At 60.7% G+C, this 12,200-nt stretch carries 11 protein-coding genes and 1 pseudogene; 7 read left to right on the top strand and 5 right to left on the bottom strand.

Translation table 11 applies throughout. From position 1 onward, the window contains the following. Positions 1-15 precede the first annotated feature (15 nt). Together NMG80_RS05870 and NMG80_RS05865 are read left to right on the top strand one after the other, a co-directional pair. Positions 16-1,020 carry a sugar-binding protein gene (locus NMG80_RS05870; RefSeq protein ID WP_254017270.1) on the top strand — a complete coding sequence of 335 codons (1,005 nt, stop codon included), beginning with the start codon at positions 16-18 and terminating at the stop codon, positions 1,018-1,020. A 59-nt stretch (positions 1,021-1,079) separates the two neighbouring features. Then, the gene (locus NMG80_RS05865) at positions 1,080-1,829 is read left to right on the top strand and encodes a glucose 1-dehydrogenase (RefSeq protein WP_254017269.1); all 750 of its coding nucleotides are present in this window, start codon (positions 1,080-1,082) and stop codon (positions 1,827-1,829) included. A 69-nt stretch (positions 1,830-1,898) separates the two neighbouring features. On the opposite strand, the gene NMG80_RS05860 is transcribed toward NMG80_RS05865, so the two are convergent. The 3 genes from NMG80_RS05860 to NMG80_RS05850 all read right to left on the bottom strand — a co-directional run bounded on the left by NMG80_RS05860 (position 1,899) and on the right by NMG80_RS05850 (position 3,535). Then, positions 1,899-2,474, bottom strand: coding sequence for a dihydrofolate reductase family protein (locus tag NMG80_RS05860; RefSeq protein WP_254017268.1), 576 nt, complete (start codon positions 2,472-2,474; stop codon positions 1,899-1,901). A 123-nt stretch (positions 2,475-2,597) separates the two neighbouring features. After that, entirely contained in the window at positions 2,598-3,131 is a 534-nt protein-coding gene (locus NMG80_RS05855) for an SRPBCC family protein (protein WP_254017267.1), read from the bottom strand. Further along, a complete protein-coding gene (locus tag NMG80_RS05850) occupies positions 3,128-3,535 on the bottom strand; it encodes an ArsR/SmtB family transcription factor (protein WP_254017266.1) in 408 nt (135 codons plus the stop codon). The genes NMG80_RS05855 and NMG80_RS05850 overlap by 4 nt, the downstream gene beginning before the upstream one ends. A gap of 414 nt (positions 3,536-3,949) precedes the next feature. Between NMG80_RS05850 and NMG80_RS05845 the strand changes: the two genes are divergently transcribed. Beyond that, positions 3,950-5,497: a winged helix-turn-helix domain-containing tetratricopeptide repeat protein gene (locus NMG80_RS05845; RefSeq protein ID WP_254017265.1), complete on the top strand. Its 1,548-nt coding sequence runs from the start codon at positions 3,950-3,952 to the stop codon at positions 5,495-5,497. 103 nt (positions 5,498-5,600) lie between these two features. Here NMG80_RS05845 and NMG80_RS05840 read toward each other — a convergent pair whose 3' ends face one another. Beyond that, positions 5,601-6,236 (bottom strand): ankyrin repeat domain-containing protein, encoded by a 636-nt coding sequence (locus tag NMG80_RS05840; RefSeq protein ID WP_254017264.1) that lies wholly within the window; start codon positions 6,234-6,236, stop codon positions 5,601-5,603. Positions 6,237-6,546: 310 nt separating this feature from the next. Between NMG80_RS05840 and NMG80_RS05835 the strand changes: the two genes are divergently transcribed. The 4 genes and pseudogenes from NMG80_RS05835 (at position 6,547) to NMG80_RS05820 (ending at position 9,784) form a co-directional block, all read left to right on the top strand. Beyond that, positions 6,547-7,116, top strand: a complete 570-nt coding sequence (locus NMG80_RS05835) for a histidine phosphatase family protein (protein ID WP_254017263.1) — start codon at positions 6,547-6,549, stop codon at positions 7,114-7,116. A 75-nt stretch (positions 7,117-7,191) separates the two neighbouring features. Further along, complete coding sequence (locus NMG80_RS05830; RefSeq protein ID WP_254017262.1) at positions 7,192-7,584, top strand: VOC family protein; 393 nt, start codon at positions 7,192-7,194, stop codon at positions 7,582-7,584. A gap of 172 nt (positions 7,585-7,756) precedes the next feature. After that, positions 7,757-8,767, top strand: coding sequence for an Lnb N-terminal periplasmic domain-containing protein (locus NMG80_RS05825; RefSeq protein WP_254017261.1), 1,011 nt, complete (start codon positions 7,757-7,759; stop codon positions 8,765-8,767). A 162-nt stretch (positions 8,768-8,929) separates the two neighbouring features. After that, a pseudogene (locus NMG80_RS05820) lies at positions 8,930-9,784 on the top strand (aldo/keto reductase). A gap of 115 nt (positions 9,785-9,899) precedes the next feature. Here NMG80_RS05820 and NMG80_RS05815 read toward each other — a convergent pair. Beyond that, positions 9,900-12,047: an alpha/beta fold hydrolase gene (locus NMG80_RS05815; RefSeq protein ID WP_254017260.1), complete on the bottom strand. Its 2,148-nt coding sequence runs from the start codon at positions 12,045-12,047 to the stop codon at positions 9,900-9,902. Between the last annotated feature and the right edge of the window lie 153 nt (positions 12,048-12,200).

Here is a 12,200-nt window from a genome sequence, read left to right as displayed (position 1 = left end):
GGAGGAGAACTTCACATGAAAAAACATCTGCTGACGGCGGCTGTCACGCTTGGCGCCATGGTGCTCGCCGTTTCCGGTGCCGACGCGAAATACACCTTCGCCCTGGTGCCGAAGAATATGAACAATCCTTTCTTCGATCAGGCACGCGACGGCTGCAAGAAGGCCGAAGCCGAATCGAATGGTGCCCTGGAGTGCATGTATATTGGCCCCGGCGAGCACGGCGGTGGCGACGAGCAGGTACAGATCGTGCAGGATCTCGTGGCCAAGAGGGTGGACGGCATCGCCGTGTCGCCATCGAACGCTGCGGCGATGGCGGTTGCGCTGCAGGCCGCCAAGGACGCCGGTATTCCGGTCCTCACCTGGGACTCCGATCTGCTGCCCGAGAACAAGGATCTGCGCGTCGCCTATATCGGCACGCACAATTATGAGATCGGTACGAACCTCGCCAAGCTCGCCATGCAGATCAAGCCCAAAGGCGGCACGATCTGCATCCAGTCGGGCGGCGCGGCGGCGGCCAACCACAATGAGCGCATGCAGGGCATTCGCGACACGCTTTCGGGGACCAAATCGGCTGCCTCACCCGGCGATCGCCTAACCGGACAGAACGGCTGGACCGAAATCGAGGGCTGCCCACTCTACACCGACGACGACTTCCCGCGCTCGGTGCAGCAGTTCGAGGACATCATGGCGAAAAACCCGAACCTCGATGCGTTCATCCCAACCGGCGGCTTCCCGCAGTTCATCCCCGATGCCAATCGCGCCGCGGTCGCGCCGTACAAGGACAAGATCGCCTCGAAGGCCTTGGCGCTGGTCGTCGCCGACACGCTTCCCGTGCAGATCGACCAGATGAAGGAAGGGTTCTCGCTTGGCCAGGTCGGCCAGCGGCCGTTCGAAATGGGCTACAAGACGATGATGGCGCTGAAGGACATGAAGGACGGCAAGGCACCGCCGGCCGACCCGACCTATACCGGCCTTGACATTTGCACCCCGGAGACAGCGGATACCTGCATCGCCAAATAGCGCTCCAAACAGCGCCGTTGGGCGGGAGGAAACTCCCGCCCTTTTCCCAGGGGATATCAATGTCGGAATTGTTCTCGCTCAACGGCCGTGTCGCGCTGGTCACCGGCGCTTCGCGCGGTCTCGGCTTCGCCATGGCCAAGGCGCTTGCGGAAAACGGCGCGACGGTGATCGTCAATGCCCGCGATCCGGCCGCGCTGTCGGCGGCGGCCGAAAGGATCGGTGCCGAAGCGCTGCCGTTCGATGTCAACGAAGCGGCGATCTCGAGGGCGTCGCTCGAAGGGGTTGTCGAACGCCACGGCCGCCTCGATATTCTAGTCAACAACGCAGGCATCCAGCATCGAAGTCCGTTGGTCGAATGGCAGGACGAGGATTTCGACCATGTGATTGCGGTCAATCTTTCGGCTTGCTTCCGCATGATGCGCGACGCGGTGCGCCTGATGCTGCCAAACAAGTTCGGGCGCATAATAAACACCGGATCGGTTGCGGCGATCCTTGGCCGTCCCACTATTCACGCCTACGTGGCGGCAAAGGCGGGCCTGCACGGGCTGACACGCTCCACCGCCGCTGAACTGGGCCGTCACGGCATCACCGTCAACGCGATCGCCCCCGGCTATTTCGCCACCGAACTCAATACCGCACTTATAAGCGATGAGGCCTTCACCAAATGGGTCGAGACACGAACCCCGGCGGGCCGCTGGGCCCAGCCTGAGGAGCTCGGTGGAGCCGTGGTGTTTCTCGCGTCCGACGCTGCCGCCTACGTCAACGGACATGTACTGGCCGTTGACGGTGGGCTATCGGTCTCCCTCTGACCTGCGAAGTGCCTTTCAGGAAAAAAATTCAGCCGGGCAGCGCTGCGAAGTCTGCGAAGACCGGCTAAGTTAGCCAATCCCATAGGTCAGGCTCACGCGCCCATCCGTGAGCTGCTGAACCTTCCGCAGTTCGAGCCCGCGACGATTTTGCGTTGCTCCGAACAGCGCCTTCCCTTCGCCGACGAGCAGCGGGTAGACGATCAGCCGCAGTTCATCCACCAGCCCGGCATCGATTAGGCTCGCGGTCATTCGCGCACCGCCCATGAGATAGATGTCCTTGCCGGGCTGCTGCTTGAGGCCAGCGATGTCTTCGAGGCTCCGCACGAAGCGCGTCTTTGGCCAAAGCGCCGAAGTCATCGTGTTCGACAGCACATAATGCGGCGTCTGTTCGGCAAAGCGGGCCCATTCGAGCTCGGCAGGCGTCGGCAATTTGCCGGTCATCGGCAGCGGCTGGTCCGGCTCGTTCTGGATCGCGCTCCAGTAGCGCTCGTAGCCGGCGTACATGACGCTCCCGAGCAGGCAGGCATCGATTTGCGGCGTCAGCCCATAGTCCTCCGACCACGCGTCGATCCAAGCGGCATAACCCTCGGGCGCCTCCATCTTGCCGTCGACGGAAATCTTCATTCCGGCGATCAATTTGCGCATGACTTCCTCCATCAGGCTTGCCCAATGCAAGCACGTTTCATCGTTTCATCGTTGCTGGTGTGCGAGCCTCCATGGGCGAATGCCGGTGGAGGCTGGGCGGTGACTTCAGCCGACGCGATCGTGTCAGGCCGGCAGGCGGCGGTCGTACTCTTCCCGCAGGCGGCTCCAGCCGTCCCAGAACGAGGTCGGCGTCTTGCCGGCGAGGCGGGCGGCCAGCATGTCGAGGTGCATGTGCCAGCCGGCGGTGACGTTGAGCTGGATTGCGCGTTCCGGCAGCCGGCGATGGATGACGGTGAGCAGCACATCATTGCCCTTCGGCTCCAGCAAGAAGGAAACCCCGCCGGTGTTTCCCCAGGTGATGGCGAGCTTGTAAGGTTGATCGAGCTCGGTGATCCGCCCCTCCATCCGATGCTCTTCGGGAAAGCCCGCGGGGCGCTGGCCGGGCGGATCGGTCAGCTCGTCGTTACGCCAGACGAACTCGAACGAGGTGCCGGCCTTCATTTCCATCTGGCCCGCAGCCATCCACTGCCGGCGCAGGTCACTCTCGGTGAGATAGGCCCAGACCCGCTCGATGGGGCCGGGCAAAAGCCGCTGGATGGTGAACGTCGCGGGCTCGGTCATTTCGCCATAGGCTTCGATGGCTTTCATCTGGTTCATTGGTCGTCTCCTTCTTTTGAGGTGGGCGGTTTCCTGGAATCATCCTGGGACCTGGAATCGCCCGGGGCTTTGCGTGCGTCCTTCTCGCGAAGCAGACGCTCGAGGACGTCGAGACGGCTGGTCCAGAAGCGCTCGTAGAAGCCGAGCCATTGGTGGGCGCTGGCCAGCGGTCCGGGTTCGAGGCGGCAGAGATGCGTGCGGCCCCTCACCTCGCGACGAATAAGCCCTGCATTCTCCAGCGCCTTGATGTGCTTGGAGGCGGCCGCCAATGACATGGCGAACGGTTCCGCCAGCTGGCTTACCGTTCGCTCGCCGCCGGCGAGGTCGCGAAGCATGTGCCGGCGGGTGGCGTCGCCAAGCGCGTGAAAAACCGCGTCGATCTGGGGTGTCTCTAATTCAACCATGTAGTTGAACATAGAGACACGCTTTCGAATTGTCAACCGATTGGTTGAATGATTGTGGGAAAACCCTGCTCAGATTCAGCAGAATTTCAGAAATCTTCCGGTACGCGCCCGTTCTTTGGCTTCATTGTTTTCAAGAAAGAAAGAACCGGATGAGGTCGACCATGTCACTGAATGAGAACATGCGCCAAGCCGCCCGGCAAGAACTCCTCGAATATGTATCTTGCGTTATGGCTGCGTCGCCTTGTGCGCCCATGCCTGGAACGATGTTCGAAATGCTCGAGATCATCGCCATGGAGAGGCGGATGGCTTCCAGCCAAAGTGAAAGCGAATCAAATTCCTTTGATCCCTTGACGTCTGAGCGAATTGAGACCCCAATCAGGCAGCGTCTAGTCAGGCTGATCAGGTCGGCAATCGATGTCGCAAGAAAATCCAGAGCACCTTCTGGCACTTGGCAGTTGCGAGCTTGATCTTGCGCGCGGCCTCCTTCTCCGCGACGGGAAACCTGTTGCCCTCCGCTCCAAGGCGTTTGATCTGTTAACCTATCTCAGCAGGAATGTTGGACGTGTCGCGACCAAATCAGAACTGATATCAGCGGTGTGGCCTGATGTCTTCGTGACCGAGGACTCACTGACGCAAGCCGTCAGGGAGTTGCGAAAGGCGCTGCAGGACGAAAGCCAAACCATTATCCGCACGGTCGCCAAACGCGGCTACGTCCTCTCTCTTCTCGATGCGCCAAAGCCAGAGCGCTCTGGACAGCCGAGCGTTGCGGTACTGCGCTTCAGCAATGAAGGTGCGCCGGAAGACACCCCTCTGGTTGACGGCTTCGCCGAGGACATTGTCAATGCGTTGGCTCGCTTTGGAACGGTCATTGTGCTGGCGCGCAATTCCGGATTTGCATTTGTCTCGGATTCCGCTTCCGATTGGCGTGCCATTGGCGACAGCCTTGGCGCAACCTATTTGGTCCGTGGCAGGGCGACGACTCGCGCAGACGGCATGCGGGTCACCGTCAGCCTCATTACCGCCTCGACGGGTGGAGTTCTCTGGAGCGATAATTTTTCTGCGTCTGGCGGCCAGATCTTCGATATGCAGGAAGAAATCGCTCGCCGTGTGGTGAACCGGCTGGTCGCTCGGCTCGACGATGCAGGGATTAAACAAGCAACCCCAAAGCCTACGGACAGCTTGGCCGCATACGAACTTCTCCTGCGTGGACTGGCCCGGCTGCGCGGCTATGGTGATGACGACAATGAGGCTGCGCGCAGTCTTTTCCAGGCGGCGGTCGAGAAGGACCCGACCTATGCCTTGGCGCATTCCTACATCGCGCTCGCCGATCTCATTATCGGTGGCTATGCTGAGGCATCCCCAGCGTTGCTTGGTTCAGTGATCGACCGGGCAGAGTGTGCGGTGACCTTGGCGCCGGAAGAGCCACGCTGCCATCGCGTACTCGCCCTGGCTTTCCTCTCAGCCCGTCGGTTCGAAGCGGCCGAACATCACCTTCAACGCGCGCTCGACCTCAATCCAAATGACGCCGATACGATTGCTCAAATGGGATACTTGCTCACGATGAGAGGCAGGCCTCTTGAAGCACTCGCGGCGCTTGACAGTGCGATACGGATCAACCCGATCCATCCTGATTGGTACCACTATGATCGCTCTATCGCGCTTTACTCTTCAGGAGACTACAAGGCCGCGCTCCTTAGCATGTCGAAGCTCCCATTGAAGACACCCTGGCGGCTGACAAGGCTCGCGGCGTGCCATGCGCAACTTGGCGATCTCAAGGAAGCCCAGAGCATTATCGCAGAGGTTAAGCGGATAGCGCCTGACTATTCGCCACTGGAGTTTGCGCTATCCAGGATAGCGTTCGAACATGCGAGCGATATTGAACACTTCATTGCCGGCGTCGCCAAAGCATTTGCAGCATATGAGGCCGGCCTGGTCGGCGCCCTGCCCGGACATCGTGAGTAGCAGCGCGCTTATCGCGAAGGGCTGACGAGCCTTCCGGATTGGAGGATTACCTGTTTCTTCGTCAAGTAACCACAAATGGCAACTGAAACCGGAAACGAGACCTTCACTTGCCTTCGAAGAAAGTATGAATCGAGGCTTCCAGCTTTTCGATGAGCTGAGGGTTATGGCAGCTTCCAGCCCAGATCAGGGCGTTCAGTCTCCTATCCTTGTTGAGAAAGTTCATTTTCCGGGAATCAAGCAGGTATCCTGCGACCTCGTAGTGCCGTCCCTTGATAGCCTCGATAAGCGCGTTGTTTCTTCCGGTCTTGTCACTCAGATTCACGTCGGCACCATTCTCGACAAGCAACTTGACGACGTCCAGATGCCCGTTCTTTGCGGCTTCGATCAGTGCCGTTCTGCCGTAGTAGTCGGCTCTTGCATTGATCTCTATTTCGGGATGTTTCACGAGGGCTAAAATAGAGGCGTAGTGGCCCCTGGCCGAAGCAAGGCTCAAAGGCGTGCTTTTCCATTTGTTTCTGGTATTCACATCGATTGCTGGATGTTCGATCAACGCCTCGACGGCCGCCGTGCGGGCATTGAGGGCTGCCAGATGAAGGGCTGACCAGCCGCCGCCGTCCGCCTCGTTGATGTTGGCGCCGGCCGCCAATTCCGCTCGAACGGCCTCCGCATCGCCGCTTTCTGCCGCAAGCAGCAGATTCGACCAACCTCTCGCCTCTTCGGCTTCCAAGCTCTCGGTCAATGCAGTCGCCTTCCCCGAATGCTCCCCGCAGAATACCATTGTTCCGGTTCGGCCGACATCCCCGGATGACCGGGCTTCTATCGAAAAGCCTTCCCCATTCGACAGCGTCCGGCATGATGCCTGTGAGTGCCTGGACTTAAGAGCGCGACGGCGCCCGAGTGCGAGGACGCCTAAGTCGGACCGGCTCGTTGGCGGATCGTGGACGGCAAACCCGTCGAGCGCTGGGACCCGGCATGGCTCGACGAGGCTCGCGAGCTGCAGTAGTTTGCCGGTGCTCGCCAAGGCCGCTATTGGAAAGGTGAGAAGCAAGATGCGAATTGGACGTCGGCAATTTCTCATCCTGTCGCTCGGGGCGGCTGCCTTCGGCAGGGCACGCGCCTCCGAGCCACTCTGGGCGGCCCTGCGATCCGGAGAAGCCATTGCCGTGCTGCGCCATGCCGCGGCCCCTGGCTCCGGCGATCCGCCTGGCTTCAGGCTCGGTGATTGCAGAACCCAGCGCAACCTGTCGGAAGAAGGTCGTGCGCAGTCCCGAGCGATCGGCGACCTGTTCCGTGCGAATGGCATCTCGTCGGCAGCCGTCTATTCGAGCCAGTGGTGTCGCTGCCTCGACACCGCTCGCCTGCTCGGGATCGGCGACGTCGTGCCTCTTGAGCTGCTCAATTCGTTCTTTGGCGACAGCTCGGCCGCAGAGGTGCGCACCGCTGCTCTTCTGGCCTGGCTTCGCGGGCAGCGTTTCGGCGGACCTGTGGTGCTTGTCACGCATCAGGTCAACATCACAGGCTTGACCGGCGAGGTGCCGGACAGCGGCGAAATGATCATCGCCCGTATTCATCAGGCTGACCCTGTGCAGGTCATCGGGCATGTTGCCACGCCGGCTTGAGCATCATGGCCTCATCTCGTGCAGCATCGCTTCAGTCGTGGACAACGACGTGTGAGGAGAAAAGGGAGTGGTCGCATGGCTATCGATTTCAACCACACAATACTGCCGGCCCGCGACAGCGCGGCGTCGGCAAAGTTCCTGGCGGAAATGCTTGGCCTTCCAGCCCCGAGGCGCTGGGGGCCTTTCCAGATGGTCACGACCGAAAACGGTGCCAACCTCGACTACATGGATACTGGCGGCGAAATCAGGCCGCAGCATTACGCCTTCCTGGTCAGCGAAGCCGAGTTCGACGAGATCTTCGGTAGGATTCGTGAACGGGATCTCCCGTACTGGGCTGACCCTGGCCGGACGCAGCCGGGCGAGATCAATCACCACGACGGCGGCCGCGGCGTTTATTTCGAGGACCCGAACGGTCATCTTCTCGAAATCATTACCCGTCAGTACGGCAGCGGCGGATGGAACCCGTGATCGCTCGGTGACGTAGCCAGGCGGCGGACAGGGTCATCGATATCAGCGCAAAGTGGTATCGGACCGATTGGTGCTCCAATATGGGCATGTAGAGTTGCTTTTCGAACGTCCGGTGAGAAATGGCATCCAGGCAGTGACAGGCCGCTGGAGAGCAGACCGCCAGAGGGGATAAATGCGTCGCATCGCTCGGATCTCGCTTGCCATCATCCTTTCGCTAGCCGTCGCAATCCTGACTGCCTGGGCCGGACTTGCCATGTGGTATCGCCTGCCTGTGGCTGAGCTTGGACGGGCTCTGGCCGGCGTCCTTTTCATCTTGTTCGGCCTCGCCACTATCATCGCACTCTTCAGCCGGTTTCGCATCAGGGCGCTTGTCCTGTTTGCAGCTGCGTTTGCTGTGGTTCTGGTTTGGTGGAGCACCATCAGGCCTTTCGATCACGCGGACTGGGCGCCCGACGTCGCCCGTCAGGTGACCGGCACCCGCGACGGGAACCTGTTGACGCTGACTGATGTGCGCGACTTCGAATGGCGTAGCGCTACTGATTTCACCGAACGCTGGACAACGCGGACCTACGACCTCTCCAACCTTCAGACGGTCGACCTCTTCATGTCTTATTGGTCCGGGACCAAAATCGCCCATGTCATCATAAGCTTCGGCTTTGCAGGAGGTGACTATCTTGCCTGGTCGATTGAGGTGCGACGCCAGGGAGGCGGCAAGTTTTCTCCCATGGCAGACCTGTTCAAGAGCAATCCCCTGGTCATTATTGCGGCTGACGAGCGAGACGTCGTCGGCGTCAGGTCAAACGTTCGCCGGGAGGATGTCCAAATCTATCGGCTAAAAGTGTCACCGGAAGCGGCCCGGGCGCTCCTGCTGGAATACGTCTTGGATGCAAATGCACTTTCCACGACTCCAGAATTCTATAATTCCATCACGACGAACTGCACGACCACGATCGTCAAGATGATGCGAGCCGTCGGTGACGTGGTCCCCCTTGACTGGCGCCTCATCGTTAACGGCTATCTTCCCGAATATGCGTATGCACGGGGTGCACTCGATGTCAGCTTGCCGATGTCGGTTTTGAGGGAGGCAGCCCACATTGACGGCCGTGCGCGGGCGTCGGGCCTTTCGCCAGACTTTTCGAGATCGATCCGGATTGGCGTGCCATCCCCCGGTCCAATTTATTGATCTCTGGAATCGTGTTTGGAAACTATTTACTGGCCGGTTCGAACCGGATCTCATCCGGCTTCACGGCGTACTTCCACTTTCTCCACCTGTCGACTCGCCTTGGCGGACACCGAGCCTAGACAAGCACTGCGCTGGGGCGAAGCGATGCAGAAGGACCTGAGCATGCCTGAACAGATTACCCTGAATAAGCCTGAACAGATCACATTGAATGATGGCTCAGCCATTCCCCAGATCGGCCTTGGCGTGTGGCAGGTCGATCCAGCCATCACGAGCCAGGTGGTGAGTTGGGGATCGAGGCCGGCTACAGGTTGATCGACACCGCCGAAGGCTACCAGAACGAGGAAGGCGTCGGGCGAGCGATCCGCACGGCTGGCGTGCCGAGAAGCGAGCTGTTCATCACCTCGAAGCTGCGCAACGGCGCGCATCAGCGTGACACCGCCCTCCGGGCTTTCGGCGAGACGATGAACAAGCTCGGCATCGATCATGATCGACCTGTTCCTGATCCACTGGCCAGTGCCCAGCCAGGGCAAATATGTCGAGGCGTGGAAGACGCTGATCGAACCCAGGAATGGCGGCCGGATCAGGTCGATCGGGGTTTCGAATTTCAACCAGGACCATCTGGAGCGGATCATCGGCGAGACCGGAGTCATGCCCTCAGTCAACCAGATCGAACTCCATCCCCGGTTTCAACAGCGCCACATCAGGGAATTTCATGGCACGCACAACATCCGCATCGAAAGCTGGAGCCCGCTGGGCAGCGGCCGGCTGTTGAGCGACCCGACCCTTGAAAAGATCGCGGGAAAGCATCGCAAATCCGTGGCGCAGGTGATCATCAGATGGCACCTTCAGGAAGGGCTGATCGTCATTCCAAAGTCGATCCACCAGAACCGCATCGCCGCAAATTTCGATGTCTTCGATTTCGAGTTGGACGCGGAAGACCTCAAGACTGTCCGAGGCATGGATTCATCCGACGGTCGCACCGGGCCGAACCCCACCACGGCAGCGTTCCTGTTCTGACGAGCGACGGACTCGCCCAGATCAGCGAAGGCGGATGGCGTAAGGGTAGCCAGCCTCGCAACGGCTGGCTACCCGACTGCCGAAACCTGCACGCCGCGATTTTTGTCGACCAACGTCAGACACCGGGTTTACTAACGGAAAAAAGCTGCAGGCTGCCGGGCAGCCCGCTCGCTTCCAGCTCGCCATGCTCTTCGAATATCAGGCCGGAGCCGACTACGAGATCGCGCACCGTCCGCGACGCGATGATCTCGCCCGGCCGCGCGTGATCGAGCAGCCGCGATGACAGCTCGATCGCGATGCCAGTGAAGTCATCGCCGCGCTCCTGGCATTCGCCGGTATGGACTGCCGAGCGGACATCGAGACCGGAATGCCTCAGGCGATGACGGATCGCGATCGCACACTGGATCGACCGCGTCGGCCGTTGGAACACGGCGAAAAATCCGCTTGCGGAGCGCCTGATCTGTCTGCCTTCGGCAGCGAGCAGTTCGCCGCGGATCTCTTCGGCGTATCGCTCGATCAGATCTGCGCCGACACCAGAAGGGGGGCCGGCTATCTCCAGGGACAGCACCGACACCAGAATCCCTTCGCCCGGCGCTGCCGGCAAGGCGCCGGTAACGAAGGTCTGGATCTCGTCGACGAGGCGATCGGAATTCTCGCCCCAGATTACGTGATCACGGCCGGCAAGCTCGATGTATTTGGCGCCTTCGATATGCGTTGCCAGATAGCGCCCCTCTTCCGGCTTTACCCAGCGGTCGCCCGCCGTCTGCACGATCAGTGTCGGGACATGAATGGCCGGGAGAAGGGCGTGAACATCGATTTCGGTGCCCCAGCGCCAGAGCGCGATCGCGTCGGCAGGCGAGGCCGAATTTCTCAGATATGCGGCGAACCATTCCCTCTCGAAACTGTCATTCATCAGGCTGGGGGCGGCATTGCTCATGTCCGCCGGCTCTCCCCACTCTCTCTCGAGGACGGCCAGATCTTCTTCCACCTGCTCGCTTGTTTTCGCCCAAGGGTAATCCTTCGACCATCTGCCGCTGGCGTAGGCTCCGTTGAGCACAAGGGCCGCTGTCCGCTCGGGATAGGTCGCCGCGAACAGCATGCACATGGGTCCGCCTTCGGAGCTGCCGAACAGAACCGTGCGCTTTGATCCAACCGCATCCAAAACGGCTCGCACGTCTTCCATACGCTCTTCAAGTGTCGGGAGACCGACATTGCGATCGGACAGTCCGGTCCCTCGCTTGTCCATACGGATCAGACGGGAAAAGGAGCCGAGACGCTGGAGCACATGCGCCAGCCGCGGCGATGACCAGGCAAAGTCGAGGTTGGAGACCCATCCAGGCACATAGATCATGTCAACCGGGCCATCGCCGGTCACCTGATAGGCTATGTTGCCTCCGGCCGATTTGACATAATGGGTCGCGGGGCGCATCGGCTCGGCCCGGAACGCAGGCCGCTCGCCGGTTCGGGCTGGCGACGGTGGCGGTGTCTGGGAAGGCGACGCCGAGGCGGCTATCCGGGAGGCGGCTTGCGGCGTCATGCGCCGCGTCCGCAGGTCTTCATAGAGATGTCGGGTTTCCGGCTCGGGCTGCAGGTTGAGTTCCCGCTGCAGCGCAGCGCGGCAATTTTCATATTGCCTCAGCGCGAGATTGAGCCGGCCCTGGACCGCATAGGCTCGCATCAGGGCGCGGTGGATATCCTCCCTCAGCGGCTCCATGGCGAGCAGGCGCGTTGCCGCGCGCACGCATGAGGCAGGATCGTTCGTAGTGCAGTAATGCGCGACGAGCTTGTCCAGTGCCGCGACGGCCATCGCCCTCAGGCGCTCGCGCTCGACCCGCAGCCAATCCTCGAACGGCTCCTCCTTCAGGCCGAAGCCGTCGAGCAGGTCGCCGCGATAGACGACAAGCGCCTGTTCGAGATCTTCAGGCGCCGAGTTGGCGGCCAGCGCCTGGAACCGCGCGACATCGAAATCGAGATTATCGAGATTGAGAGTGATGCTATCGCCGTCCGTCAGGAACCTGCCGCCGTCGGATGCGTCCATCGCTTTCTTTATGGCGGATAGGGCCTGTCGAAGGTTCATCCGCGCCTGGGCCTCGCTATTGCCGCCCCACAAAAGCGCGGCGAGCTTCTCGCGAGACTGGGAGTGTCCGGATTGCAGGGCGAGATAGGCCACCATGGCGCGCGCCTTGCGGCTGAAAGCCGGGGCCGTCGCTGCGCCTCCGGCAAAGCCGAAACCGCCTAGCAGACAGAGATGAGGGTGCGCCATCGGATCCGCCACAGCCGCAACTTCTTTGCGATCCTTTCCTGTACTTGCCCCTATTTCAACCGTCATTTTGTTTGGTCTGGCGTTTTCACGAATCCTTCACGCTGGCTCCAACGCGTTTCTCACGGCGGCGGGAGATAGTGTCGGCACGAGTAC

This window comes from Mesorhizobium escarrei (genome assembly GCF_935825525.1).
GTDB classification, from domain to species: domain Bacteria; phylum Pseudomonadota; class Alphaproteobacteria; order Rhizobiales; family Rhizobiaceae; genus Mesorhizobium; species Mesorhizobium escarrei.
This window is presented reverse-complemented; position numbering and strand designations above follow the sequence as displayed.

What these genes read in the sequence shown, in the direction of transcription:
- NMG80_RS05870 (WP_254017270.1), top strand. Translation starts at nt 16, where the DNA reads ATGAAAAAACATCTGCTGACGGCGGCTGTCACGCTTGGCGCCATGGTG.
- NMG80_RS05865 (WP_254017269.1), top strand. Translation starts at nt 1,080, where the DNA reads ATGTCGGAATTGTTCTCGCTCAACGGCCGTGTCGCGCTGGTCACCGGC.
- NMG80_RS05860 (WP_254017268.1), bottom strand. Translation starts at nt 2,474, where the DNA reads ATGCGCAAATTGATCGCCGGAATGAAGATTTCCGTCGACGGCAAGATG.
- NMG80_RS05855 (WP_254017267.1), bottom strand. Translation starts at nt 3,131, where the DNA reads ATGAACCAGATGAAAGCCATCGAAGCCTATGGCGAAATGACCGAGCCC.
- NMG80_RS05850 (WP_254017266.1), bottom strand. Translation starts at nt 3,535, where the DNA reads ATGGTTGAATTAGAGACACCCCAGATCGACGCGGTTTTTCACGCGCTT.
- NMG80_RS05845 (WP_254017265.1), top strand. Translation starts at nt 3,950, where the DNA reads ATGTCGCAAGAAAATCCAGAGCACCTTCTGGCACTTGGCAGTTGCGAG.
- NMG80_RS05835 (WP_254017263.1), top strand. Translation starts at nt 6,547, where the DNA reads ATGCGAATTGGACGTCGGCAATTTCTCATCCTGTCGCTCGGGGCGGCT.
- NMG80_RS05830 (WP_254017262.1), top strand. Translation starts at nt 7,192, where the DNA reads ATGGCTATCGATTTCAACCACACAATACTGCCGGCCCGCGACAGCGCG.
- NMG80_RS05825 (WP_254017261.1), top strand. Translation starts at nt 7,757, where the DNA reads ATGCGTCGCATCGCTCGGATCTCGCTTGCCATCATCCTTTCGCTAGCC.
- NMG80_RS05815 (WP_254017260.1), bottom strand. Translation starts at nt 12,047, where the DNA reads ATGGCGCACCCTCATCTCTGTCTGCTAGGCGGTTTCGGCTTTGCCGGA.